Source organism: Mesorhizobium humile (genome assembly GCF_033977215.1).
GTDB lineage: Bacteria > Pseudomonadota > Alphaproteobacteria > Rhizobiales > Rhizobiaceae > Mesorhizobium > Mesorhizobium humile.
Genome location: NZ_JAVIIV010000007.1, coordinates 1 through 25,719, shown reverse-complemented (window position 1 = coordinate 25,719; position 25,719 = coordinate 1). Strand labels below are relative to the sequence as shown.

Annotated in this window: 25 protein-coding genes; 17 read left to right on the top strand and 8 right to left on the bottom strand. The window is 61.5% G+C overall.

Translation table 11 applies throughout. The annotated features are described in order from the left end of the window. Positions 1-10: 10 nt before the first annotated feature. The gene (gene hemN, locus RFM52_RS12845) at positions 11-1,390 is read right to left on the bottom strand and encodes an oxygen-independent coproporphyrinogen III oxidase (protein WP_320297214.1); all 1,380 of its coding nucleotides are present in this window, start codon (positions 1,388-1,390) and stop codon (positions 11-13) included. 107 nt (positions 1,391-1,497) lie between these two features. Between hemN and RFM52_RS12840 the strand changes: the two genes are divergently transcribed. The 10 genes from RFM52_RS12840 to RFM52_RS12795 all read left to right on the top strand — a co-directional run bounded on the left by RFM52_RS12840 (position 1,498) and on the right by RFM52_RS12795 (position 11,306). Continuing rightward, the gene (locus RFM52_RS12840; protein ID WP_320297247.1) at positions 1,498-2,211 is read left to right on the top strand and encodes a Crp/Fnr family transcriptional regulator; all 714 of its coding nucleotides are present in this window, start codon (positions 1,498-1,500) and stop codon (positions 2,209-2,211) included. A gap of 252 nt (positions 2,212-2,463) precedes the next feature. Then, entirely contained in the window at positions 2,464-4,074 is a 1,611-nt protein-coding gene (ccoN, locus tag RFM52_RS12835) for a cytochrome-c oxidase, cbb3-type subunit I (RefSeq protein ID WP_320297215.1), read from the top strand. A 10-nt stretch (positions 4,075-4,084) separates the two neighbouring features. Continuing rightward, positions 4,085-4,816 carry a cytochrome-c oxidase, cbb3-type subunit II gene (gene ccoO / locus RFM52_RS12830; RefSeq protein ID WP_320297216.1) on the top strand — a complete coding sequence of 244 codons (732 nt, stop codon included), beginning with the start codon at positions 4,085-4,087 and terminating at the stop codon, positions 4,814-4,816. A 14-nt stretch (positions 4,817-4,830) separates the two neighbouring features. Beyond that, entirely contained in the window at positions 4,831-4,980 is a 150-nt protein-coding gene (locus RFM52_RS12825) for a cbb3-type cytochrome c oxidase subunit 3 (RefSeq protein ID WP_278206792.1), read from the top strand. A gap of 2 nt (positions 4,981-4,982) precedes the next feature. Continuing rightward, positions 4,983-5,846 carry a cytochrome-c oxidase, cbb3-type subunit III gene (gene ccoP, locus RFM52_RS12820; RefSeq protein ID WP_320297217.1) on the top strand — a complete coding sequence of 288 codons (864 nt, stop codon included), beginning with the start codon at positions 4,983-4,985 and terminating at the stop codon, positions 5,844-5,846. A gap of 173 nt (positions 5,847-6,019) precedes the next feature. Next, complete coding sequence (ccoG, locus tag RFM52_RS12815) at positions 6,020-7,579, top strand: cytochrome c oxidase accessory protein CcoG (RefSeq protein WP_320297218.1); 1,560 nt, start codon at positions 6,020-6,022, stop codon at positions 7,577-7,579. Next, positions 7,576-8,091: a FixH family protein gene (locus RFM52_RS12810; protein WP_320297219.1), complete on the top strand. Its 516-nt coding sequence runs from the start codon at positions 7,576-7,578 to the stop codon at positions 8,089-8,091. The genes ccoG and RFM52_RS12810 overlap by 4 nt, the downstream gene beginning before the upstream one ends. Beyond that, positions 8,088-10,373, top strand: coding sequence for a cation-translocating P-type ATPase (locus RFM52_RS12805; protein ID WP_320297220.1), 2,286 nt, complete (start codon positions 8,088-8,090; stop codon positions 10,371-10,373). The genes RFM52_RS12810 and RFM52_RS12805 overlap by 4 nt, the downstream gene beginning before the upstream one ends. Next, on the top strand, positions 10,370-10,540 hold the full coding sequence (gene ccoS, locus RFM52_RS12800; protein ID WP_320297221.1) for a cbb3-type cytochrome oxidase assembly protein CcoS: 171 nt from the start codon (positions 10,370-10,372) through the stop codon (positions 10,538-10,540). The genes RFM52_RS12805 and ccoS overlap by 4 nt, the downstream gene beginning before the upstream one ends. Positions 10,541-10,604: 64 nt before the next feature. Next, positions 10,605-11,306 (top strand): CBS domain-containing protein, encoded by a 702-nt coding sequence (locus RFM52_RS12795; RefSeq protein ID WP_320297222.1) that lies wholly within the window; start codon positions 10,605-10,607, stop codon positions 11,304-11,306. Between the two features lie 370 nt (positions 11,307-11,676). Here RFM52_RS12795 and RFM52_RS12790 read toward each other — a convergent pair whose 3' ends face one another. Further along, positions 11,677-11,937, bottom strand: coding sequence for a DUF6455 family protein (locus RFM52_RS12790; RefSeq protein WP_320297223.1), 261 nt, complete (start codon positions 11,935-11,937; stop codon positions 11,677-11,679). A gap of 101 nt (positions 11,938-12,038) precedes the next feature. Next, positions 12,039-12,734 (bottom strand): VIT1/CCC1 transporter family protein, encoded by a 696-nt coding sequence (locus RFM52_RS12785; protein WP_320297248.1) that lies wholly within the window; start codon positions 12,732-12,734, stop codon positions 12,039-12,041. Between the two features lie 262 nt (positions 12,735-12,996). Between RFM52_RS12785 and RFM52_RS12780 the strand changes: the two genes are divergently transcribed. From RFM52_RS12780 to RFM52_RS12770, 3 genes are read left to right on the top strand one after another with little or no spacing between them, the layout of a single operon-like run. Further along, positions 12,997-13,779: an FMN-binding protein gene (locus tag RFM52_RS12780; RefSeq protein ID WP_320297224.1), complete on the top strand. Its 783-nt coding sequence runs from the start codon at positions 12,997-12,999 to the stop codon at positions 13,777-13,779. A gap of 31 nt (positions 13,780-13,810) precedes the next feature. Further along, positions 13,811-14,524 carry an FAD:protein FMN transferase gene (locus RFM52_RS12775; protein WP_320327848.1) on the top strand — a complete coding sequence of 238 codons (714 nt, stop codon included), beginning with the start codon at positions 13,811-13,813 and terminating at the stop codon, positions 14,522-14,524. Then, the gene (locus tag RFM52_RS12770) at positions 14,521-16,032 is read left to right on the top strand and encodes an RnfABCDGE type electron transport complex subunit D (RefSeq protein WP_320297226.1); all 1,512 of its coding nucleotides are present in this window, start codon (positions 14,521-14,523) and stop codon (positions 16,030-16,032) included. The genes RFM52_RS12775 and RFM52_RS12770 overlap by 4 nt, the downstream gene beginning before the upstream one ends. A gap of 4 nt (positions 16,033-16,036) precedes the next feature. Here RFM52_RS12770 and RFM52_RS12765 read toward each other — a convergent pair whose 3' ends face one another. Genes RFM52_RS12765 through RFM52_RS32775 form a run of 3 tightly spaced genes read right to left on the bottom strand, consistent with a single transcriptional unit; the run spans position 16,037 to position 18,212 of the window. After that, the gene (locus RFM52_RS12765) at positions 16,037-17,377 is read right to left on the bottom strand and encodes a sensor histidine kinase (protein WP_320297227.1); all 1,341 of its coding nucleotides are present in this window, start codon (positions 17,375-17,377) and stop codon (positions 16,037-16,039) included. Continuing rightward, the gene (locus RFM52_RS12760; RefSeq protein ID WP_320297228.1) at positions 17,377-18,042 is read right to left on the bottom strand and encodes a response regulator transcription factor; all 666 of its coding nucleotides are present in this window, start codon (positions 18,040-18,042) and stop codon (positions 17,377-17,379) included. Before RFM52_RS12760 ends, RFM52_RS12765 begins: the two co-directional genes overlap by 1 nt. Beyond that, complete coding sequence (locus RFM52_RS32775) at positions 18,039-18,212, bottom strand: PepSY domain-containing protein (RefSeq protein WP_347349924.1); 174 nt, start codon at positions 18,210-18,212, stop codon at positions 18,039-18,041. Before RFM52_RS32775 ends, RFM52_RS12760 begins: the two co-directional genes overlap by 4 nt. Positions 18,213-18,491: 279 nt before the next feature. Here RFM52_RS32775 and RFM52_RS12750 point away from each other — a divergent pair, with 279 nt between their 5' ends. Together RFM52_RS12750 and RFM52_RS12745 are read left to right on the top strand one after the other, a co-directional pair. Then, complete coding sequence (locus tag RFM52_RS12750) at positions 18,492-18,755, top strand: hypothetical protein (RefSeq protein ID WP_320297230.1); 264 nt, start codon at positions 18,492-18,494, stop codon at positions 18,753-18,755. 48 nt (positions 18,756-18,803) lie between these two features. Continuing rightward, positions 18,804-19,271 carry a DUF2231 domain-containing protein gene (locus RFM52_RS12745; RefSeq protein ID WP_320297231.1) on the top strand — a complete coding sequence of 156 codons (468 nt, stop codon included), beginning with the start codon at positions 18,804-18,806 and terminating at the stop codon, positions 19,269-19,271. A 41-nt stretch (positions 19,272-19,312) separates the two neighbouring features. Here the strand turns inward: RFM52_RS12745 and mgtA are convergent, their stop codons facing one another. After that, a complete protein-coding gene (mgtA, locus tag RFM52_RS12740; RefSeq protein ID WP_320297232.1) occupies positions 19,313-21,865 on the bottom strand; it encodes a magnesium-translocating P-type ATPase in 2,553 nt (850 codons plus the stop codon). 131 nt (positions 21,866-21,996) lie between these two features. Further along, on the bottom strand, positions 21,997-22,806 hold the full coding sequence (locus RFM52_RS12735) for a universal stress protein (protein ID WP_320297233.1): 810 nt from the start codon (positions 22,804-22,806) through the stop codon (positions 21,997-21,999). 266 nt (positions 22,807-23,072) lie between these two features. Between RFM52_RS12735 and RFM52_RS12730 the strand changes: the two genes are divergently transcribed. Further along, complete coding sequence (locus RFM52_RS12730) at positions 23,073-24,560, top strand: PAS domain S-box protein (RefSeq protein ID WP_320297249.1); 1,488 nt, start codon at positions 23,073-23,075, stop codon at positions 24,558-24,560. Beyond that, positions 24,550-25,161 carry a response regulator FixJ gene (fixJ, locus tag RFM52_RS12725; RefSeq protein WP_320297234.1) on the top strand — a complete coding sequence of 204 codons (612 nt, stop codon included), beginning with the start codon at positions 24,550-24,552 and terminating at the stop codon, positions 25,159-25,161. Before RFM52_RS12730 ends, fixJ begins: the two co-directional genes overlap by 11 nt. Positions 25,162-25,719: the final 558 nt, after the last annotated feature.

Below are 25,719 nucleotides of genomic sequence, written 5' to 3'. Positions count from 1 at the left end.
CGAGCCATGCTCAGACCGCCATCGAATGCCTGCCGATTCCATTGCCAAGATATTTGTCAAATTTCGCCGCCACCGTCCTGACCAGAGGACGGCTTTCCTCCGGCACAACGAAGTTTTCACCATCGAGCCGAAGAAGTTGACCGGCGCCGCTGATGGCCAAGCGGCTCGCCTCACAGAGCAGTGTCTGGCCGACCGCCCCGAATCGTTCCACGAGGTCCACGGCCGAGAAAGCGAAGCTGCACATCAGACGCTCGATGATCCAGCCCCGCGCCAGATCATCCAGACTGAACTCGACACCTCGCGCTATTGCCAGTTGTCCGGAATCCACGGCCTTTTCGTACTCACCGGTCGCAACGATATTTTGTGCATAGCCCTGGCGAAACCGGCTGATCGAGGACGGGCCAAGACCGACAAGCGTTTCGCATTGATCTTCGGTATAGCCTTGGAAATTGCGCCGGATCTTGCCGGCGCGAGCGGCGATCGCCAACGCGTCCTGCGGCTTGGCGAAGTGGTCCAGCCCCAGAGCTTCGTAGCCGGCATCGACAATCATTTGGGCGGCAAGCCGTGACTGTGCCAGGCGGGCGGCGGAATCGGGCAGCCACGCCTCATCGATCATCGTTTGATGCTTCTTGAACCAGGGCACGTGCGCATAGCCGAACAGGGCCAGCCTGTCAGGCGCCAGCGTCAGCGCCTGGGAGACCGTCGCCGCAACGCTTTCGCAAGTCTGGTGTGGCAGCCCGTACAAAAGATCCAGGTTGACGGATAGAGCGCCTCGCGCGCGCACTGCATCGACGATGCTCTTCGTCAGCTCGAAGCTCTGCTCGCGGTTGATCGCCTTCTGCACCTTGGGATCGAAGTCCTGGACACCAAGGCTCGCTCGCGTCATGCCGATCGCCGCGAAGGCATCGAGCCGCCCCTCGTCCATGTCGTTCGGATCGATCTCGACGCTGAGGCTGGCATCGTCGAGGAAGTCGAACCGATCCCGCAACGCCCTTCCAAGCATGAGGATGTCGTCAGGCTTCAGCATCGTCGGGGAGCCGCCACCGAAATGAACAGCGCGGACCCTGCCCCTGCCGTTCACAAGGCCACCGACAGTTTCGATCTCCCTGTGGAGCGAGCGCAGGAAGGTGGCCACGGGCGCATAGTGACGTGTCTGCTTGGTGTGGCAGGCGCAGAACCAGCACAACCGGTCGCAATAGGGGATGTGCAGATAGAGCGATATCTCGTCATCGCCCTCAAGCGCATCCAGCCACCCGCGAACCGTCACTGCGTCAACACCGGGATGAAAGTGCGGTGCCGTGGGATAGCTCGTGTAACGCGGTACGTTGTCGCCGAGGCTCACGGTCTGAGTTGGGCGCGGGGAATGGATGGCAGCGGCGGGAGCGGTCATGACGATCAAACTGCCCGAAGGACGCCGGTTAAACCTTGATTTCGATCAAGGCGGCCCAGGCCACAACCAGCGCAAATTGCCATCCCTATTTGACCATGGGCGATGCAATGGCCGCCAGACAGGATGCTCAAGAAGCCGACGTTCCCGCGATTTGCAAACCCTGCGAAGCGCGGCAGGGCGAATTATGCAGTGCGTTCAACGCCCGCCAACTCGCGGAGCTGGCCAAAGCGTCATCCAGGCATGAGATCTTGGCGGGCACGGAACTGTCCGACGATGGGACCTACTCGAACCTGTTGTCGGGCGTGGTGAAGCTCACCAGAAATCTTTCCGACGGTCGTCAGCAGATTCTCGGGTTCCATTTCGCGCCTGATTTTCTGGGCCGACCGTTCAAGGCAAAAAAATCGATCAAGGCGCAAGCCCTGACGAATGTGACACTGTGCTCATTTCCAGGGACGGTCATCGATCGAATGATCAACGAGACGCCGGAGCTTGGGCGTCGACTGCTGAAGCATGCGCTGAGCGAGCTCGATGACGCACGCGACTGGATGGCGGCACTGGGGCGCAAGACCGCCTCCGAGAAGGTGGCAAGCTTCCTTCTCATGGTCGCCAGGAACATGGATCCCGCTCACCATCCGCAAAGCTCGATAAGTTTCGACCTGCCGCTGACACGTGCGGATATCGCCGATTTTCTTGGGCTGACCATCGAGACGGTAAGCCGGGAATTCTCCAGGCTGCGATCGAACGGCGCAATCCGGATCGCGAACAAGCGGCATATCAGCCTTGCAAGCATAGCTCGACTCGAAGAGCGCTGCGGCGACTGATCAGCGCCTCCTATCAAATCGTCTTTCAGCTTTGACGCTCCAACGCCCCCTGACTTCGGCCCGCGGGTCGTTTCCTAGACGCACCTTGCTTGGTTACGTCACGGCCGGCGACATGCTTCAGCGGTCACAGCAAACGATCCCCAAAACAAAAGTCATCCGCGTTTGACTTGAATCAAGGCCAACGGATGGGAAATCCCGAAATGGTGCCGCGAGCGGGCATTTCCGCCAGAACTTTCGAGACGGGGACTTGCGATGAGATATGGCACGGAGATGGTCCTTCTAGGCCTGTTTGCGTTTGGCGCTGTTGTGGCCGCCGGCTTCGGCGTGGATGAACCCTTTCGCCAGCATATGTGGGTTCTGTTCTTCGCCGTGGCTGGCTTCACGGCGATCCTGTTGCGCAATTCGGATTTCAAGCCAGCGCCGCCGATCGATCCGGAAGCCTACATGGACGGTCCGATCCGCTACGGTGCCATCGCGACCATGTTCTGGGGCGTCGTCGGCATGCTGGTCGGCGTCATTATCGCGCTTCAGCTTGCTTTCCCTGACCTCAACATCCAACCCTGGTTCAATTTCGGCCGGCTGCGGCCTGTTCACACCTCCGGCGTCGTCTTTGCCTTTGGCGGCAACGCGCTGCTTTGCACGTCGCTCTACGTCGTCCAGCGCACCTGCCGGGCGCGGCTTTTCGGCGGCAATCTCGCCTGGTTCGTGTTCTGGGGATATCAGCTTTTCATCGTCATGGCCGCGACCGGCTATCTGCTCGGGATCACCGAGAGCCGCGAATATGCCGAGCCGGAATGGTATGTCGATATCTGGCTGACGATCGTGTGGGTCGCGTATCTGATCCTTTTCCTTGGCACCATTCTGAAGCGCAAGGAACCGCACATCTACGTCGCCAACTGGTTCTACCTGTCCTTCATCGTCACCATCGCGATGCTGCACGTCGTCAACAACCTGTCGATGCCGGCATCGTTTCTAGGGTCGAAGAGCTACTCGGCCTTCTCAGGTGTCCAGGATGCGCTCACCCAATGGTGGTACGGGCACAATGCGGTCGGCTTTTTCCTCACCGCGGGCTTCCTGGGCATGATGTATTACTTCGTGCCCAAGCAGGTGAACCGGCCGGTTTATTCCTACCGCCTTTCGATCATCCACTTCTGGGCGCTGATCTTCCTGTACATCTGGGCGGGCCCACACCATCTCCACTACACCGCCCTGCCCGATTGGGCGCAGACGCTGGGCATGGTGTTCTCGATCATGCTGTGGATGCCCTCCTGGGGCGGCATGATCAACGGCCTCATGACCCTCTCCGGGGCCTGGGACAAGATCCGCACGGATCCGATCGTCCGCATGATGGTCGCGGCCATCGCCTTCTACGGCATGTCGACCTTCGAAGGTCCAATGATGTCGATCAAGACCGTGAACTCACTGTCCCACTACACGGATTGGACAATCGGCCACGTCCATTCGGGCGCGCTCGGCTGGGTCGGCCTGATCTCGTTCGGCGCCATCTACTACATGGTGCCGAAACTGTGGAACCGTCCGCGGCTCTACTCGATGCGACTTGTGACGTGGCACTTCTGGCTGGCGACGCTTGGAATCGTCGTCTACGCGGCGGTCATGTGGGTTTCCGGCATCATGCAGGGCCTGATGTGGCGCGAGTACGACGAACAGGGCTTCCTCGTCTATTCCTTCGCCGAGACCGTCGCCGCCATGCATCCCTACTACATCATGCGCGCCGCCGGCGGCGCCATGTATCTCGCCGGTGCCCTGATCATGGCCTGGAACGTCACCATGACCATCCGCGGCTACCAGCGCGAGGAACAACCCCTGCCGGGCTCCGCGCCCGCTCTCCAGCCTGCCGAATGAGGAGCCAGACATGGGCCTGATAGATAGACACGCTCTGATCGAGAAGAATGCAACGCTTCTTCTCGTCGGATCCCTGCTGGTCGTGACAGTCGGCGGCATCGTCGAGATCGCGCCGCTATTCTACCTCGACAACACGATCGAGAAGGTCGATGGCATGCGGCCCTACTCGCCGCTCGAGCTCGCCGGTCGCAACATCTACGTGCGCGAGGGCTGCTATCTCTGCCACAGTCAGATGATCAGGCCATTCCGGGACGAGGTGGAACGCTATGGTCACTACAGCCTGGCGGCTGAATCGATGTACGACCATCCCTTCCAGTGGGGATCCAAGCGGACCGGACCCGATCTCGCTCGTGTCGGCGACCGCTACTCCAACAGCTGGCACGTCCAGCATCTCAGCGATCCGCGCTCCGTCGTGCCGGAGTCGATCATGCCGAGCTATGCCTTCCTGAAAGACAAACCGATCGAGGTGAAGGATTTCTCGACGCATCTCGTCGCCAACCGGCGCGTCGGCGTCCCCTACTCCGACGAGATGATCGCCAACGCCAATGCGGATCTGATGACGCAGGCCGATCCCAACGCGGACACGTCGGGCCTGGAGAAGAGATACCCGAAGGCCAAGACCGGCGACTTCGACGGCAACCCTCAGCAGGTCACCGAGATGGACGCCCTTGTGGCTTACCTCCAGATGCTCGGCACACTGGTCGATTTCAAGAACTATGACGAAGCCGCCGGCTACCGCTGAAGGAGAAACAACCGATGGACTACAATTTGATGCGGGAGTTCGCCGATAGCTGGGGCTTGCTTGCCATGGCCCTGTTCTTTGTCGGCTGCATTGCTTTTGCGCTTCGCCCAGGCGGCAAGGCGCATGCCGATCACGCCGCCAAGATCCCTCTCCAGGACGACTGATCATGAGCAACGAGCATATCGACGAAATCTCGGGCGTCACGACCACCGGTCACGAGTGGGACGGGATCAAGGAGCTGAACAATCCCCTGCCGCGCTGGTGGGTGATAACCTTCTACATCACGATCGCCTGGGCGATCGCCTACACGATTGCCTACCCCGCATGGCCGATGCTGAGTTCCGCCACCAGGGGCGTTCTGGGTTTCTCCAGCCGCAACGACGTCAAGAATGAACTGGCCGCAGCGGAGGCAGCCAAGGCCAAGTATGTCGCGGCAATACAATCCAAGACTGTCTCGGAGATCGCTGCGGATGACGCATTGCGCGAATTTGCCGTTGCGGCGGGCGGTGCTGCATTCAAGGTCAACTGCGTCCAGTGCCACGGCTCCGGCGCTCAAGGATCGACAGACTTTCCGAACCTCAACGACGACGATTGGCTTTGGGGCGGCAAGGCGGAACAGATCCAGCAGACGATTACGCACGGCATCCGGTTCGCGGCTGATGCCGATACCCGCCAGTCAGAGATGCCAGCCTTCGTCGATGCGCTCAAGCCGGACCAGATCGCTCAGGTCAGCGCCTTCGTGGCCAGCCTTTCGGGACCGGTGCGGGACAAGAGCCTGATCGCGCCCGGCGCGAAGGTCTTCGCTGACAATTGCGTCGCCTGCCACGGTGACAACGCAAAAGGCAATCGCGACCTCGGAGCACCCGACCTGACAGACGCGATCTGGCTGCACGGTTCCGGCGAGGCCGCAATCGCTTCGCAGGTGCGTACGCCGAAGAACGGCGTGATGCCCGCATGGGTCGGCCGACTCGGCGAGACGACAGTCAAGGAACTGGCCGTCTACGTCCATTCGCTTGGTGGTGGAGAATAGGAGCGGGGGCTGTTCTCTGCCCTCGGCCGCCAAGCGACGAGGCCCGGCCCGGCGGTGGCTGGGCCTCGACTCGTTTCGACAACTGAATTTGACCTGCATCAACGCGACGCAACGCGAACGATTGCAAGACTGGCCGTTAGAGGCGGCAATGTTTTCGCCGATTGGAGGTCGCCGTGCTCGATCAGACGCAGGTAGAACGGCTCGAGGCCGAAGCGGTCAACTCCGCAAAGACGCGACAGCCGCTTTACGCGGCGCGTAGGAAGATTTTTCCGAAGCGGGCCTCCGGCCGCTTCCGCCAGTTCAAATGGCTGGTGATGGCGATCACCCTTGGCATCTACTACCTGACTCCCTGGCTGCGATGGGATCGTGGCCCGTTTGCACCCGATCAGGCCGTTCTCCTCGACCTGGCCAATCGCCGGTTTTATTTCTTCTTCATCGAGATCTGGCCGCAGGAATTCTACTACGTCGCCGGTCTTCTCATGATGGCGGGCGTTGGCCTTTTCCTGATCACATCGACGGTCGGGCGAGCTTGGTGCGGCTATGCCTGCCCACAGACCGTTTGGGTAGATCTGTTCCTTGTCGTGGAACGCGCGATCGAAGGCGACCGCAACGCCCGCATCAAGCTGGAAGCCGCCCCTTGGAGCGCCCGCAAGCTGTTCTTGCGCGTATCCAAGCATGCCATCTGGCTCGTCATCGCGGTTGCCACCGGAGGAGCCTGGATTTTCTACTTCGCCGACGCGCCGAAGCTGCTCGGCGAAGTCGTCACCGGCACGGCGGCGCCCGTCGCCTATGTCACGATCGCCGTCCTGACCGGCACGACCTATGTGTTCGGCGGACTGATGCGCGAACAGGTCTGCACCTACATGTGCCCCTGGCCGCGAATCCAGGCCGCCATGCTCGACGAAAATTCGCTGACGGTGACCTACAACGACTGGCGCGGCGAACCGCGTTCGCGCCATGCCAAGAAGGCTCTCGCCGCTGGTTTGCCGGCTGGCGATTGCGTCGACTGCAACGCCTGCGTTGCCGTCTGCCCGATGGGGATCGACATCCGTGACGGACAGCAGCTCGAATGCATCACCTGTGCGCTCTGTATCGATGCCTGCGACGGTGTCATGGACAAGCTCGGTCGCGAGCGCGGACTGATTTCCTATGCGACGCTGGCCGACTACAATGCCAACATGGCGGTGGCGACCGCGGGGGGCACAAGTTCAGTCAATCCGTCGCTGGTAAGAACAACGAGCGGCGCTTTCGTCGACGGCCTGGCGCATTTCCATCTGAGCAAGATATTCCGGTTGCGCACCTACATCTATCTCGGCGCATGGTCGACGATCGGGTTGGTCCTCGTCTATTCGCTGCTGACGCGCGAGCGGCTGGAACTGAATGTCCTGCATGACCGCAATCCTCAGTTCGTGACGCTGTCGGACGGCTCGATCCGCAACGGCTACACCGTCAAGCTGCTCAACATGATACCTGAGCCGCGGACGATCGAGGTCATGCTGCAGGGTCTCGACGGCGGCGAGATGAGCATCGTGGGTGTCGACCAGCCCCCGAGCCACTCATTCTCCGTTGCGGTCGAACCCGACCGGCTAAAGGTCCTCAAGGTTTTCGTTCGTCAACCCGCGAACCTGATCAAGGGCCCGGCGCAAAGTTTCGGATTTCATATCCAGGACCAGGCAAGCTCCGAATCCGCCAAATACACCGCCAGTTTCAATGCTCCGGAGAACGGCAAATGAGCACCAACATACACAAGCCGAACGAGTTCACCGGCAGGCACATGTTGATCGTGATCGTCACCTTTTTCGCGGTGGTGATTGGAGTGAACGTCACCATGGCCACGCTCGCCCAGACGAGCTGGACCGGACTTGTGGTCGAGAACACCTATGTTGCGAGCCAGCAGTTCAACGAGGAGGCCAAGAAAGGAAGAGCACAGGCAGCACTAGGCTGGACAGGCAAGCTGACAGTCGCCTCTGGAGAAGTCCACTACAGCCTTGTCGATGCACACGGCAAAGCGCTGCCGCTGCGTGGCGTCAGAATATTGTTCCGGCACCCAGCTTACGAAGCAGAAGACGAAGCTCTGACACTTGCCGCACCGGCGGGTGTTGCTCCGGGGAGTGCACAAGAGTTTGCTGTGCGGCACACGCCAAAGGATGGCGTCTGGATCGTCGAGATAGATGCCGATGCGGGCCTTGCCACTCCATTTCGCGATGTCCGCCGCGTCATGATTGCGAACGGAGCCATGCAATGAGCTGTTGCGCGCCGGGGGCCGAGATGGCTCTGGAGTTCGCGAACGCGGCATCCGCTGTGCCGTCCAGCGACGAAATAAAACTGGCTAGCTGCGCGCTGGACGGCGGCTGTCGCCAGACGGACCTGTCGGTTCCGTCTGTTCATTGCGCGGGCTGCATCCAAGCGATCGAGGCAGCGCTGGCGAAGCTCGAGAACATAGATTCCGCCCGCGTCAATCTCTCAACCAAGCGAGTATCCGTTCGCTGGCGCGGGGAACAGGTCCCGCCGTTTTTCGCAGCACTCTCAAGGCTGGGCTACCAGGCGCATCTGTTCGACCCGGAAATACAGGAAAAGGACAGAACCCTGTCGGAGTTGATCCGGGCCGTCGCCGTAGCAGGCTTTGCGGCCGGCAACATCATGCTGCTGTCGGTGTCGGTCTGGTCCGGCGCCGAGGGCGCGACGCGCGATCTCTTTCACTGGCTGTCGGCGCTGATCGCCATTCCCGCCCTCGCCTTCGCCGGCGGCATCTACTTCCGCTCAGCCGCGAACGCGCTGCGCCATGGCCGCATGAACATGGACGTGCCGATCGTGGTGGGCGTGTCGCTCGCTTACGCGATGAGCCTCTATGAGACCATCAATCATGGTGAACACGCCTATTTCGACGCCTCGGTTTCGCTGCTTTTCTTCCTGCTGATCGGCCGCACACTCGACCATGTCATGCGGGAGCGGGCGCGAATGGCCGTCAATGGCCTCTCGAGGCTGGCGTCGCGGGGATCGCTCGTCCTGCGCGATGACGGCAAGCGCGAATATGTGCCCGTCGCCGAACTCACACCCGGACTGCGCCTGCTCATCGTGGCCGGAGAACGCATACCGGTCGACGGCGACATACTCAGCGGAAACTCTGACCTCGATTGCTCGATCGTCTCCGGCGAGAGCGCGCCCAAGGCAGTCGGTGCCGGCGCCCATGTACAGGCCGGCACGCTCAACCTGACAGGTCCGCTAACGATGCTGGCGACCGCAGCGGCGAAGGACTCCTTTCTGGCGGAGATGGTTCGGCTGATGGAGGCCGCCGAGGGCGGCCGCTCGCGTTACCGTCGCATTGCAGATCGCGTATCGGCGCTCTACGCGCCAGTCGTCCATCTGGCGGCCTTTGTAACATTCCTTGGCTGGATGGTCGCGTCCGGCGACTGGCACCGGGCTCTCACCATCGCCATCGCGGTGCTGATCATCACCTGCCCCTGCGCGCTCGGCCTTGCAGTGCCGATCGTCCAGGTCGTGGCAGCAAGACGCCTTTTCGAGGCCGGCGTCATGGTCAAGGATGGATCGGCGATGGAGCGTCTCGCCGCTATCGACACGGCGGTATTCGACAAGACCGGGACGCTGACGCTCGGGCGCCCAAAACTTGTGAATGCATCCTCGATCGATCCGACCATGCTTGCGATCGCGGCAGACATGGCGGTTCATTCCCACCACCCGTTCTCGAGGGCCATCGCCAGCTACGCGGGGTATTCGGGCCAGCCCAGCGTCGAATCCGTTACCGAGCATCCGGGCTTCGGCGTCGAAGCCATAACGGAGGGGAATACGTGGCGCCTCGGAAGGCGTGGGTGGGCAGGCTGGAAGGCTCGCACCGGCGGCGAAGGCAAACTCGGCGGCTACGGCGGCACCGTGCTCTCCAAGAATGGAAATATCGTCGCGTGCTTCGCGTTCGAGGACGCCCTTCGGCAAGACGCCAAGGCAACGATCCGGGAGTTGAAGGACGCCGGGGTGTCGGTCGACATGTTGTCCGGAGATACCGCCAACGCCTGCGGCGAGGTTGCCAAGTCGCTGGGGATCGAGAGTTTCGTCCCGGCTCTATTGCCCTCCGGGAAGGTCGAGTGGATCGGGTCGTTGACCGGCGCCGGACACAAGGTACTGATGGTGGGCGACGGCCTAAACGACACACCGGCGCTGCGAGCGGCGCATGTTTCGATGGCTCCGGCAACCGCGGCCGACATTGGCCGCCAGGCCGCGGATTTCGTCTTCCTGCGCGAAAGCCTCCTTGCGGTCCCCTTGGCGATGGACGTCTCGCGCAGGGCTGGCCGGCTCATTCGCCAGAACATCGCCATTGCGATCGTGTACAACGCCTTCGCCGTTCCGATCGCGGTTCTGGGCCACGTGACGCCGCTCATCGCGGCGATCGCAATGAGCGCTTCCTCGTTGATCGTGATCGCCAATGCGATGCGGCTTCAGGCAACGGCGAAGACGGCACCTGAAGCGGTCCCAGCCAGGCGCCGCACCGACCTCGTTGGAGCGGCCCATCCGTGACCACGCTCGTCTATCTCATTCCGGTAGCCTTGTTCCTGGGGGCGCTCGGTCTGTCCGGCTTCCTGTGGGCCTTGCGCAGCGGCCAGTACGAGGATCTCGATGGAGCCGCTGAGCGGATATTGATCGAGCCCGATGGGCGAGACAGCGAAGGCCGGCCGTCAAACTGATATGGATCAAAGCGCCGATGCTCTCGACGTCGGAAAAAGGACTGACGAAAGGCGGGAGATTTCCATGCAAGTTCAGGACATTATGGCGACGCCGGTGATCACGATCGCCACCTCTGCCTCGGTCGCCGAAGCGGCCGATCTGATGCTGACCAGGAATATCCGCTGCCTCCCGGTCGTGGGAGACGATGGATCGCTGGTCGGCGTCATCAGCGAAGGCGATTTTCTGCGCCGTAGGGAACTCGGCACCCGACGCGCGCGGCCTCGCTGGCTCGAATTTCTTGTCGGTCCCGGCAAAGTGGCCGGCGAGTATGTTCGTTCAAATGGACGCCGGGTGGACGAGGTGATGACAACTGGCGTCGTTTCTGCAGCGCCTGGCGCCTCGCTCGCCGAGCTCGTCGAACTCATGGTAACCCACGACATCAAGAACGTGCCCGTCGTTGATGCGGACAACATTGTCGGCATCGTCAGCCGCTCCGATCTGATGCGGACCCTCCTTCACACTCTGCCCAAATCAGGCGCGGCGACTATCGATGATGAGGTCATACGCAGGAACATTCTTGCCGAGCTGAGAGGGCAATCCTGGAGCGTCGGTGGCGACCTTATCGGCGTTACCGTCAAAGAGGGAGAGGTTGAGCTCAACGGCGCCATTTTCGACGAGCGCCAGCGACAGGCCGCAGTCGTTGCCGCCGAGAACGTTGCCGGGGTCAAGAAAGTCACCGACAAGCTCTTCTGTGCCGGACCGTTCTCGGTCGTGCTCGTCTCCTGACGAGCGTGGCAGCAGGCTGATCGCTCGATGTCTGCCATGCGCCTTGCCCTTCGGGCTATTGCTCCGCTGCGATCATCGCGCCGAGATAGATATGGCCCGGATTTTCCCGTCGGGCGTTAGAGCGCGGCCGCGGCTAACAGTGGTCGAAGCAGGAGCAGGGCAAATCCAAGAAGCGCCACGCCCGCCACCCTATCGGCGATCCTCCTGCCTCCGAGAAGCCGCTTGCCCAGCAGAATCCAAAACGACCCCGTGGCGGCGGTAATCCCGACAAAGGCGACGGTGGCGCCCTGCCCGCGCACGATGGCGCGCCGGTAAGAGCGCGGTCAGGCGCTTCGCCACGCTCCCCATTGCGCTCAGCGCCGATGCTCGATCAGCGGACAGACTGCAGCCGAGCGATCAAGTCGCTGTTGCGGCAATAGGCCGGCGGATGATCCACATGCGGGGTTTCGTCGAGCCAAATCGCGCATTCGTCCTGGTGGCCGCAAGACCGGCACCGATCCACGGCGCGACTGGTGACGGCGGCGTGATCCGCCACAACTTTCAGCTGCCTGTCGACGCCCATCTTCTGCATCATGCGCCCCATCAAGGCAGTTCTGGCGTCAACCCCGATCAGATATTCGAGAAAGCTCATGTCGTCATACTCCTCAGATGACAATTCATTGCCATCTCAGGCGGCATGCGACGTTGATCTCGATCAAGGAGCGCTATCCATTTCGTGGAATTGCTTCGCGCCTAGCTGACGGTACCGAATATTGCTCCAATGCCTGCGGTCAATGCCATTGCCAGCGCTCCCCAAAAAGTGACGCGAGCAGTGGCTTTCAGTACATTGGCGCCGCCAGCCCTCGCGCCGATTGCGCCGAGCACGGCCAGGAACAACAGCGATGCGATCGAAACGACGGCAACAAGTTGGGAGGGCGGTGAAAGAAGCACCATCGCCAGCGGCATGATCGCGCCGATTGAAAACGCCGCTGCCGACGCCAGCGCGGCCAGGATCGGTCGTGCCGCGGTTGTCTCGGAAATACCAAGCTCATCACGGGCGTGGGCGCCAAGCGCGTCCTTGGCCATCAACTGGTCAGCCACCTGCAACGCCAACTGAGGTTCCACACCGCGATCGATGTAGATCTGGGCAAGCTCCTGCCTCTCGAACTCGGGTTGGCTCGCCAGTTCCTTCCGTTCACGCGCGAGATCCGCGTGCTCGGTGTCGGCTTGGGAACTGACGGATACATATTCGCCGGCGGCCATCGACATGGCGCCTGCCACCAGGCCCGCAACGCCAGCTACCAGCACGCTGGCGGTGGTGGCATTGGCGCTTGCGACCCCAATGATCAAGCTGGCGGTCGAGACGATGCCGTCGTTTGCGCCGAGCACCGCGGCGCGTAACCAGCCGATGCGTGAAACCAGGTGATTTTCGGTATGAAGACGACTCATCTGAGCAAAGCAACAATTGTCGGTTCGGTCATGGTTGGCGTCCATATCGGCAAGCACAGAAAGGCAGTCCAACCGTTCACTGCCCCTGGACCCGAGCAAATGCCTTGATCAAAGTCAAATAGCGACCCCCCAGTTCGCCGATCGGGTATTTCTCGCAAGCCAAGGCGCGCTGACAGCCAGTTGTCAGCTAGCCCATGAGATATTGTTCCCAACATGCACGCAACGGCTCGGCCGCAGCGCGCTCGAAACCGGAACAATACTTATGAAACAGATCGCCTTGTCTCTCTTCGTGATCGCCTCGTCCGGGGCTTATGTCTGGGATCAGACGGGCAAGCTTCCCGACAGCGATCTGATCGACACACAAGGGGCCAACGCGGCGGAGCAGACTGCGTTGCCGCGGGTCACTCCGCTTCCCACTGCCGATCCGGTCCTGGCGCCGGCGGCGACCCAGCCGGTAATTCCCCAGTCGGACGTACCAAAGGCGCCGGCGCCACGCACAACCGTCGAGGCCTGGAAGGATACCCCCGCGACGATTGCGGCCACGGTGCCGCAGGCCATCGTTGCCGATAGCCAGCCGGAAGTCACACAGCCACCGCCTTCGCCGCCGGAGCCAAAAGTGGAGCTCCCGAGAGCAAACGCCGCGCCGCTGCAGACACCGTCATTCGCCATCACGCCTGCCGTCTACATTCCCATCCCGAAGCCGCGGCCGGACTATCCTCCAGTGCGCGCCATCCATACGGGCATGAAGCTCGCGACACACGGCTATACCGACGGAGTCTACACCGGCCCTTCGGCCGACGCCTACTACGGCATCATTCAGATCCAGGCACTTGTTCAGGGCGGCCGTGTCACGGCGCTCAAAATACTCAAGTATCCCAATGATCGTCGTACCTCCGTCAACATCAACCGGCAGGCGTTGCCCATGCTGCGTGACGAAGCGATCAGCGCGCAAAGCGCCGATGTGGACATCATTTCGGGGGCCACATTGACCAGCAAAGCCTTCATCCAGTCGCTCGGCGGCGCCCTGAAAAAGGCTTCCTCCTGACGCCATGCGTGAAACGCGGATCCTGATGGGAATGCCGATCACGGTCGACATTGGTGGCGCGCGTGGCGCCCTGGTCGATTCCGTCTTCGACTATTTCGAGCAAATCGATCGGCGCTTCAGCACATACAGGACCGACAGCGAGATTTCCGCCATCAACCGGGGCGACGTTCCGGTCAAGGATTGGAGCGGCGAGATGATGGAAGTGCTGGCGCTGGCCGAGCGGACCAGGAACGAGACGGGCGGATATTTCGACATCCGCAGGGCCGACGGTTCGCTTGATCCTTCCGGGATCGTCAAGGGCTGGGCCATCCGCAATGCCGCCGATATCGTTCGCAAGGCCGGGACCGGCGATTTCTTCATCGAGGCAGGTGGCGATATTCAATCTTGCGGCAGGAATGCGTCCGGCGGAGACTGGAGCGTCGGCATCCGCAACCCCTTCAAGACGGATGAGATCATCAAGGTCGTCTATCCGCGCGGTCGCGGCGTCGCCACTTCCGGCACCTATGCGCGCGGCCAACATATCTACAACCCCCATGAGCCTTCCGACGCTATGTCCGACATCGTCAGCCTGACGGTCGTCGGATCCGACGTGCTTGAAGCCGATCGCTTTGCCACCGCTGCCTTCGCCATGGGCCGGGACGGCATTCTGTTCATCGAGCAGACTCCGGGGCTGGAGGGATATCTCGTCGACATCAACGGCCGCGCCACGCCGACAAGCGGCTTCGGAGACCTTTGCGAACCATGATCAAGGCAGTCGACCGGTTCCTCGATCACCTGACCATGTACCGGCTGGTGCTCTACTATCTGATGGTGCTTCTGGGCACGGCCTTCGCCTTTGGCTTCGTCAAGCCCGTGCCGCATGATCCGCTTGCACTCGCTTTCAGCGCTGCCCTGGCAGTCGGCGCCTGCTGGCTCACCAACAAGGCTTTCGCGCTGGTCTTCGAGGTCCCGGCAAACAGCGAATCCGTCTATATCACCGCGCTCATTCTGGCCCTCATCCTCGATCCGGTCGCCGTCACGGACCTGAAGGGTATCGCGGCAGTTGCTTTCGCCTCTGTTTGGGCGATCTCATCGAAATACATCCTGGCCGTTGGTCGAAAGCACCTTTTCAATCCAGCGGCCGTCGGCGTGGCGCTGTCGGCATTGCTGCTGAACCAGCCCGCCACATGGTGGGTCGGTGGCAACCCCTGGCTGCTTCCCCTGGTGGTGATCGGCGGCATTCTTATTGTCCGAAAGCTGCGTCGCCTGGATCTCGTCGCGACTTTTGTGGCCGTGGCCCTGGTGACCATCCTGGCCACAACCCAGCCAGCGCAATATGGCACTGCCTTCAAGGAAACGTTGAGCTCGTCACCGCTATTGTTCTTCGCTTTCGTGATGCTGACCGAGCCACTGACGGCGCCCGCACAGCGCTGGCCGCGGATCGCCTTTGCGGCCATCGTCGGGTTCCTGTTTGCGCCCAACATTCATGTCGGCTCGCTCTATTTCACGCCCGAACTTGCGCTTCTAGCAGGCAATCTTTTCGCCTATTCGGTCGGTCCGAAAGGCCGCTTCGTGCTGACACTGGAACGCATCGAGCAAACCGCCGCCGACAGCTACGACTTCATCTTCAGGTCACCGCGAAAGCTTGCCTTCCAGCCAGGCCAGTACCTTGAATGGACGCTTGGCCTCGACCGTTCCGACAATCGCGGTAACCGGCGCTACTTCACCGTCGCCTCATCGCCTACCGAGCAATCGGTACGGCTGGGCGTCAAGTTCTATCCACAATCGAGCGCCTTCAAGCAGGCGCTTGGCAGCATGAAGCCCGGCGCCACGATCCACGCTTCACAACTTGCCGGCGATTTCACGTTGCCGTCCGACCCGAAAACCAAGATCGCTTTCCTGGCGGGCGGCATCGGCATCACGCCGTTCCGCTCGATGTTGCAGTATCTTGTCGATCGCAAGGAAGTGCGGCCGATCGTCGTCCTCTACGGAACAGAGGGACAAGACGACATCGCCTATCGCGACCTGCTTGGCTTGGCGAGACGCGAACTGGGGATAAGGACGTTTCATGCCGTGGCCAAAGGTGCTGAGCGCGGCCAATATCCCGGCTATATCGATGCCCGCCTGGTGCGGCTGACAATGCCCGATTATCTCGAACGCACCTTCTACATTTCCGGCCCACAGGCGATGGTCAAGGCATTGCGCCAGAAGCTCCTGGCCATGGGCGTCAGCCGTTCGAAGATAAAGGTCGACTATTTTCCCGGTTTTGCCTGAGGTCTCAACCATGCCGAGGCAGGTAGATCGTTACCGCCAGACCAGGGCTGGCATTCGCCATTTCGAGGCGGCCGCCATAGGCTTCGACGATATCCGAGGCGATCGCCAGGCCGAGACCGCTGCCGCCGCCCTTGCTATCGAGCTGAACGCCACGCAACAACGCCGCATGCCGGGCGGCCTCGGGAATGCCCGGCCCATTATCGACGACCTTGATGATCGTCTCGCCAGCGCTCGCGGATGCGCTTACGTGAACCAGGGATTTCGCGAAGCGCGTCGCGTTTTCCACCAGGTTGCCGAGAATCTCAGATAGATCGCCCTCTTCGACCGGCGCCATGAAATCCTCGGCGGCATCGATCGCGAATGACAGCTGCCTGCCCCTTGGCGTACGTTTGACAACGGCAACGACGCCCTTCGCCACTTCTCGGACAAGGCACGCGGCATCGCCCGAAACGCCAGGCGCTAACCGGGCGCGCGCCAATTCCCGCTCGACGTGGCGGCGAATCGCGCCGGCGCTTTTCTCGATCTCGTCGGCAAGCTCGGTCTCGCCTTTCTTGCGCAGCGCCCGGATATCGGCGGACAGCACCTGCAGGGGCGTCTTGAGGCCGTGCGCCAGGTCAGTGGCGCGCGAGCGCGCGCGAGAGAGGGCTTTCTCCTGGGCGGCGAGCAAGCGATTGATTTCGTCGGCGAGTGGCTGCACTTCGCTTGGCGCGGCCACGTCGAGCCGAGCCTTGCGCAGCGCGATCACGTCTCTGAGGGCGACCCGCAGGCCTTCCAATGGCGCCAGACCGACGGTGATCTGGATGAAGAACGCGCCCATCAGGGCAAGCGCGAGCACCATGAGTGCCGGCGCGAGGTCACGGACATATTCGCCTACGGAGACTTCCACATTGCGATGGTCTTCCGCCACGACGGCACGAAACGCCCGCCCGTCGGCATCGGTGATCGTGCGCACAACGGCAACGGTGAGCTCGCCCCCCGGCCCGTTGAGCTCTTCCTTGCGCAGCTCGCCGCCAGCTGCCAGGTCAGGCAAGGCAAGCGTGGCATCCCATAGCGAACGCGATCGAACGAGGTTGTGCGTGGCCAGATCCTCCACTTGCCAGTAGTGCCCGGATAGCGGGCTGGCGAAGCGCTGGTCCGACAGCGTCGAAGCGACCAACAGGCGGCCATCGGCTGCGAAGCTCGTCGCGCCGATCAGCTCGTTGAGGTCGACGGTCAGCTCGCTGACGACCCGCCGCTCGACGTTGAGCTCGAACAGATAGCGCAGGCCGACGCCAGCGATGGCAAGCGCAACCACGATCGATATGGCCGCGGCCGACCAAAGCCTGAGGCGGATCGAATTGCGCATCAGCCGGGCCCGTCCGGCACGAAATATCCGAAGCCGCGCCGGGTTTCGATGATATCGCTGCCGAGTTTCCGCCGAAGCCGCGCAACGATAACTTCGATCGTATTCGGGTCGCGATCATGCTCGGAGCTGTAAAGATGTTCCGCCAGTTCAGTCGGCGCAACGACACGGCCTGCATGATGCATCAGGAACGCGAGGAGCCGATACTCAAGCGGCGAAAGCGCCACGGGGATGCCGCGGAGCAAGATGCGCATCTGGCGCGTGTCGAGCAGCAAGGGGCCCGATTTCAGCACCGGAGCCGCCTGCCCGCTCGAACGGCGCAGGATGGCGCGCAATCGCGCCAGCAGTTCCTCCATTTCAAAGGGCTTCGGAAGGTAATCGTCGGCGCCGGCATTGATGCCTTCCACCCGCTCGGTCCACAGTCCCCGCGCCGTCAGGATCAAGACCGGAAAGCGCCGGCCATTGGCACGCCAGCGCTTCAGCACCGTGAGGCCGTCAAGCTTCGGCAATCCCAGATCGAGGATCGCGGCATCGTAGTTCTCGACATCCCCTGCAAACCAGGCCGCTTCGCCATCGCCGACGATATCGACGGCCATGCCCGAGGCCTTCAGGACCGCCGCGATATCGGCCGCGATGCGCGGTTCGTCTTCCGCCACGAGGATCTTCATTTATGGTCACCTTCACTGCGCAAGACGCCGCCGGCGCCGGCATCAACGTCAACGATCCTGCGCCGGCCATCGGCCGCAACCACCTGGAACCTGTAGATCCACTTGTCCCCGGCGCGAATGAGGTCGACCGCGACGATCTCACCGGGGGCCTTGGCGCGGACAATGGCCATGATGTCGGCGAGGCCCTCGATCTCGCCGCGCTCATGGAGATCGCGCGCCCGATCGTGGTCATCATCGTCATCCTGTGCCCTGACGACCAGCGGCGAGGCCAACACGAGCGCGGCCACCCCCAGAGCCGCCAGGCGTATCAAAGCGGTTTTCATGGAAGAGAGCTGTCGCATGCCGAAGCTGTCAAAACGCTGTCAGTCATCGTCAGCCGGCGGCAAGCACAAGGCCTCTATCAAGGCCATCGCGCCCGATGACGGGTGTGAAGAAGGATACGAAAAACCATGCGCAATCTCCCTGTCCTGCTCGTCTCCCTTGGGGGGCTCACCGCTTTTTCCCTACCTGCCGCCGCGGAATCCATCCAGACATCATGCGCGGCCGCGTCGACCACTGCGACAACCATCGACCTCCAGGCCATCCCCATGATGAGCACCACCGGGCCTAAGTCCGTCGAAGGCGTCGGCGATGACGAGTGTGACGGCGGCAAATCCGCGTCCGGCGCTCGTGCCGGTCACCAAGACGAGGAATTCGGCGACAGCGACGATTGATCGACACTTGAACTCCATACCTGCCCTCATTCCCCGGAGACATTTCGGATGCCCGCGATTCAGCACGTCCATCCCATTCTGGTGCATTTCCCCATCGTGCTCATCTACACGCTCGTGATCATCGATCTTGCCGCGCTTGGCGGCAGAAATGCCATAACGATGCGATCAGGCGTAGGAACGATATCCACCTTTGTCGCCGTCGCCGCCGGATTGTTCGCCATCGCCACCTGGCTCTTCGGCGGCATGGCCCTCGATTACGCCGAGGCTGCCGGTTTCAGCAGCGAGATAGCGGAGATGCATGAGAGCTTGGGCACGATCAGCGCCTTCACCTTTCTGACCTGGGGCGTCATCCGGCTCGCGTTGTGGGCACGAAATCGCGAACTGGGAACGTTGGCTCTCGCCATTCCCGCCGTTGAAATAGCCGGCGCGGCCCTGGTCACGATAACTGGCTACTATGGGGGCCAGCTTGTCTATGACCTCGGCGTGAACGTCACCAAGACCGCCATCGGAGGCTGACACCGTAATGCTCTCCCTTGCTTGCCGGCTTCCCACCTGGTTCAGCCGGCCGAGCGGACCGATTTGCTTGTGGCCCGGTCCCGGTGTGGATTCTCTCGTCCGCGCCGGCTGCCGTTTCCGCGGTCGAAGAGCCAATGCTTGGTCAACTCAGACACAAGAACATATGTAGCCGTGATCGCGAGCAACCCCAAAAGCACAGGCAGGGGCAAAGGCACCATGGCCAACCAATTTGCGACGGGCGTGTAGGGAACCGCTATAGCGATACCGCCGACCGTTAATGCGAGCGCCGCGAGCAACCGGCTGGGGCGGCTCGTCCAGAAGGTTTTCCGGGTACGAATGACGAGCAGGATCAAGAGCTGCGTCAGCAGGGATTCCACAAACCAGCCGGTCTGAAATGTCGAGGCCCCTGCGTGCACCACGTATAGGAGGAAGGCAAACGTCAAAAAGTCAAAGAGCGAGCTGACGAGCCCGAAGCTGATCATGAACCGTCTGACGAAATGAATATCCCAATGACGGGGGCGTCGGAGTTGATCCGGATCGACGTTGTCACTCGCGATCGCGAGCGCGGGGATATCCGCCAGAAAGTTGTTCAGCAGGATCTGCTTGGCCAGCAGCGGCAGAAACGGCAGGTAGAGGGACGCGGCCGCCATGCTGATCATGTTGCCGAAGTTCGCGCTGGTCGTGATGGAGATGTATTTCATCGTGTTGGCGAATGTTCTGCGACCGTCGTCAACGCCCTTGACCAGAACGCCCAGGTCGCGTTTGAGCAGGATGATGTCCGCGGCCTCGCGGGCCACGTCGACAGCCGTATCGACCGAGATGCCAATGTCGGCTTCATGAAGCGCCGGCGCGTCGTTGATGCCGTCGCCGAGATAGCCGACGACGTGTCCGCTGCGGCGCAGCGCCTCGACAATGCGCTCCTTCTGGTTCGGATCGATCTCGACGAAAAGATCGGTCTTGCGCACGCCGGCGAGAAGGCCGTTTTTCGTCAGCTTCGAGAGATCTTCGCCGGTCATGATCCTGTCGGATCGGAGGCCTACAGCGTCGGCCAGATGCGCCGCCACGTAGCGGTTGTCGCCGGAAATGACTTTTACCCCGATGCCTCGATCGACGAGCGCCGACAGTGTCTCCCGCACTCCCTCCTTTGGCGGATCGAGAAAGAGCAGGAACCCCGCGAACGCCATTTCGGTCTCGTCGTCGCGGCTGAAGCCAGCCTTGTTGCGAAAGCGTCGGATCGCAAGGCCAAGAACTCGATATCCTTGTGCACTCCAGCGTCGGAATTTCTCATCGACAGCCTCGCGCTCCGACAAGTCCAGGGATTTCAAACCGTGCGGCCCCTGCACGAAGGAACACGCATCGAGAACGTTCTGGATGGCTCCCTTGGTGATGAGTGTCTGTTCGCGCGCCTCGTCCCGAACAGCCACCGACAACCGCTTGCGAACAAAATCGTATGGGATCTCGTCGATCTTGGTGAAATGGGACAGATCTTCCTGGCCAGGCTGCGCTGTCGTTATTGCTTCGTCCAAAGGGTTCTTCAATCCGGTCTGCAGCGTAGCGTTGAGCCGTGCCCAAAGCAGGACTTCATTCGAAGGATTGCCCTCGACGTCGAACGATCCGTCGAGGTGAATGACGCCTTCCGTCAGCGTTCCGGTCTTGTCCGTGCACAGCAAGTCCATGCTGCCGAGATTCTCGATCGCATCCAGACGGCGCACGATGACACCGCTGGCAGCCATGGTCCGTGCGCCCCTCGCCAGGGTGACGCTGATGATTGCGGGAAGCAGTTCGGGTGTCAGGCCAACCGCGAGGGCGAGCGAAAACAGCAGCGACTCTATCAACGGCCGCTCGAGCGTCACGTTGGCGAAGAACACCAGGACGACGATCACAAGCATGATCTCGGTCATCAGATATCCGAACATTCTGATGCCGCGCGCGAATTCGGTCTCCGGGATGCGTCGCTTCAGGGCCTCGGCGATCGATGCGAACTCAGTCTGGGTTCCAGTGGCAACGGCAAGCACCTTTGCCGTTCCACTGCGGACCGACGTGCCGGTGAAGACCGCATTTGTCCGCTGCGCAATGCCGGCATCGGGCGCCGACTGGCCAGCGGACTTCACAACGGGAAAGGTCTCGCCGGTAAGAACAGATTCGCTGACATTGAAATCCCGCGACTCCAGGATCACACCGTCAACGGGGATGAGATTGCCGGCTGACAGGCAGACGACGTCGCCGGGAACGATAGTCTCGACATCCACACTTCGCTCGAAGCCATCCCGAAGCACGGTGGTCTTGCGGGAGATACGCTGCTGCAGCACCTCCATGGCGCGGGAAGCGCCATATTCCTGCGTGAAGCTGAGAATACAGCTGGCAAGCACGATAGCGCCGATGATCGCGGCCTCGTGACCCTCGCCGACGAACACCGAAACCACGGCGGCAAAGACAAGGATAAGGACCAGTGGGCTGCGAAACTGGCGAACGAAGACAGTGAATGCAGATCCGCTTGAGCGCTGGGTCAGCGCGTTTCGCCCGAATTTGGCAAGCCGGGTCGCTGCATCGACGCTCAAAAGACCAGAGGTAGAGGTCTCCAACTGCTCGACCAACTGATCTGCCCCGAACGACCAGTAGGCGTGCTCGACAGCCAGCTCTCCAGCGATCGATCAATTGCTGTCCGGTTGCCCCGGCTGACGGCCGGTCCTTGTCGTCTGCCGAACGGGTCGCCATCGCCGGCACATCAATTCGACAGCAGGCGAGTAATGCCGCTTTGGCCGATCAGCGAGCGCGTGACGCCGCCGAAGGCCCATTCCGTCAATCGGCTGTGCCCGTAGGCGCCGGAAACGATCAGATCGGCATGGATCGAGCGTGCAAATGCGACCAGTCTGTCACCCTCCGCGTCCCCTGCGATCACCTCGGTTCGGGCGGTGATGCCATGCTGCTCCAAAAATACCGCGACGTCGGCCAGGCTGTTTCGAACATCCTCGCTCGAGTGAGGTTCCATGCTGGCGACAACCACTTCATTGGCCGTGGCCAGGAATGGCAAGGAGTCCGACAAGGCTCTTCGCGCTTCCCTACCGTCCTTCCAGGCGACCAGCACGGTCTTTCCAAGGAGGTGTTCGGCATTCTCAGCGGCGATAAGCACCGGGCGGCCGACGCCGAGCACGAGGCCACCGATATCGACGGCGCGGAAGACATCCTCCCCGCCGTTCGCAGTCACGATAAGATCGGCCGAACGCGCCGCCACGCCCAGGGCGCGGGTCGGACCGCAAATATGTTGCGTCCATTCGTTGTTGATCGAGGAGGGAACAAGCTCCTCGAAAATGTCGCGCAATTCGGCAAGGCGCTTCTCGATCTCGGTGCGCTGGATCTGCATGACCTCGCCTTCGTAGACCAGGCCTTCACCCGTGGCCACCAAAGGCGGGACGTCCGCTGCCGCCAGGCCGATGAGGTGGGCATCGAAACGCTTCGCCAGTTCGGCCGCAAGCTTCACAATTGGCGCGGGTTTCGTGTCGACGGCCAAGTTGACGACGATCGTTCTGTAGGACATGCGGGCACCTCGCTGGAGACGCGTAATGTCCCGTCATTTGCACTCTGCGGGGATGCAATGCCTTGATACCGATCAAATCGTCACGCGATCGTTTGGCGGGCCGGCGGATCAGTGCTAGATCAGCGGCTGATGCTGTTCCTCGATCCGGAGACTGCTTCGTGAGCAACAAGAGGCAAGCTTCGCCCGAGACCGCTGCCAAACCCGCTCCGCCGGACGGCAAACCGCTGGAGCACGACAATCAGCCGGAGCATGAGCTTCTTGCGCTGATGTTCGATCAGGCTCCGGGCTTCATGACGCTGCTCAGCGAGCCGGACCATGTTTTTCAATTGACCAATGCCGCTTACCAGCGCCTGATCGGTCACCGGCAGGTTATCGGCAAGCCAGTTCGGGAAGCCCTGCCGGAACTTGAGGGTCAGGGTTACTTCGAATTGCTCGACCGCGTGAGCGACACCGGCGAGCCTTATGTTGGCCGCAACGCCAAAATCATCCTGCACAACGCTGAAACTGGCCTCGCGGAAGAACGCATACTGGACTTCGTCTATCAACCCATCAGAGCCGAGAATGGCAGGATCACTGCTATCTTCGTTCAAGGCACCGACGTCAGCGACCTGTCGTTCGCCAATGCTTCGCTGCAATTGCGTGAGGACCACTTGCGCTCGATCCTGGCGACCGTGCCGGATGCAATGATCGTCATCGACGAAAGCGCGAACATCCAATCCTTCAGTACGGCGGCCGAGACATTGTTTGGCTACAAGGCCGGCGAGGTCATTGGTCAAAACGTCAGGATGCTGATGCCCTCACCATATCGGGAAGAGCACGACACATACCTGCAGCGTTACCTCACGACGGGAGAACGCCGCATTATCGGACTCGGCCGTACGGTAACCGGGATGCGCAAGGACGGATCTACCTTTCCAATGGAACTCGCCGTCGGCGAAATGCATCCGGGAACGGGCCGTTTCTTTACGGGCTTCTGTCGCGACCTGACCGACCGCCATAGAACGGAAGCGAGGATGCAGGAACAACAGCAGGAACTGCTTCATATGGCAAGGTTCACGGCGCTCGGCGAAATGGCCTCGACATTGGCGCATGAGATCAACCAGCCGCTGACAGCCATCACCAACTACCTCAAAGGCAGCCGCCGTCTGCTCGAGAAGAGCAACGACGAGAACGCCGCAATGTTGCGAGAGGCTGTCGAAAAGGCTGCAGAGCAGGCCTTGCGTGCCGGCGACGTCATTCGTCGTCTCAGGGATTTCGTCGCCAGGGGCGAAAGCGAGCGCCAGGTCGAACGCCTGCCAACGCTTATCGAAGACGCTTCATCGCTCGCTCTGGTTGGCGCAAGGGAGGCCAATGTCCGCGTCACCTACGATCTCGATCCGGCGGCCGAACTCGTTCTGACCGATCGAATCCAGATCGAGCAGGTTTTGCTGAACCTTATGAGAAACGCCGTGGAGGCCATGCAGGGCGCGTCGCGCCGGGAACTGCGCGTCTCTACCACCGCTCGGCATGACGGGATGGCGGAGGTTGGCGTGGTCGACACCGGTCCGGGGCTGGCGCCGGAGGTTTCGGCCCAGCTTTTCCAGCCCTTCGTCACCACGAAAAAGCAGGGGATGGGCGTGGGGCTGTCTATTTGTCGCACTATCGTCGAGTCGCACGGTGGTCATATCTGGGCAGAGTCGATGCCAGGCGGCGGAACCGCCTTCCGCTTCACTTTGCGCGCGGTGGAAAAGGAAGAGGTCGCCAGTGGCCAGTGATGTCGTGCATGTTGTCGACGACGATGTCGACGTCCGCAAATCGCTGGGCTTTCTTCTCGCGACAGCCGACTTTGCCGTGCGACTCCACGAGTCGGCAACCGCATTTCTGGCGACAGAGCCGAAGGAGGTCGAGGGCTGCATCGTCACCGACGTGCGCATGCCTGGTATAGACGGCATCGAGTTCCTGCGGCAACTGAAGTCCCGCGGTTTGAACGTGCCGGTGATTGTGATGACGGGGCACGCCGATGTCGCGCTGGCCGTCCAGGCGATGAAGGAGGGCGCCGCCGACTTCATCGAAAAGCCCTTCGACGATCAGGTTCTCATCGACGCGCTGCGTTCGGCCCTGGACAACCGCAGCCAGCCTGTCGCCGCGCACCCGCAATCAACTGAGATCCGGAAGAACCTTGCCACTCTGTCGGAGCGCGAGCGCCAGGTGCTCGACGGGCTTGTTTCCGGATTACCGAACAAGACGATTGCCTACGATCTCGGGATCAGCCCGCGCACGGTTGAAATCCATCGTGCCAATGTCATGAGCAAGATGGGTGCCGGCAGCCTCTCGCACCTTGTGCGCATGGCGTTGATAGCCGAGCCCAAGCATTAAGGTAGGTCGCACTGGTGGTTGATGTTGCGCTTTGAGGCAACCCTCAGGACAGGTCTCGCAGCAAGCTCGCCCGCCGCTCTCTTGGATTCCAGTCTCGCCAGTGGGTCGGCCTGATGTCGACACGAACATGCGTAGCGACGTCCACCCACCCTTCCCGACCCCTTTCGCAAGGAAAAACAAGCGCGTGCAGGCCATCCTCATCTAGAACGGCTAGTTCGAGGCTTCGGCCAAAGGGGGCGCTTGCTATTGGATTCCACATCCGGTCATCGTGGATCGAGACGCCGACGAACGCTTTGATTTGAATCAGTTTTCGCAGGGATATTCGCGGCGAAAACAGCTCGTTCTGAGTTCGAGGCGCAAATTGATGTGGCTCAAAGCTGAGCCCTGCAAGCCGAGTATGGTGACGTTCGAGGGACGAGACCTGCCGCGACCGGTGGCGGGTGTCCGGCACAAGGAGTCCACCATGAATTACCAGCGGTTCTTCGAGGATGCGATCGACCAGCTCCACGCCGAGCGTCGCTACCGCGTTTTCGCCGACCTCGAGCGCATCGTTGGCAA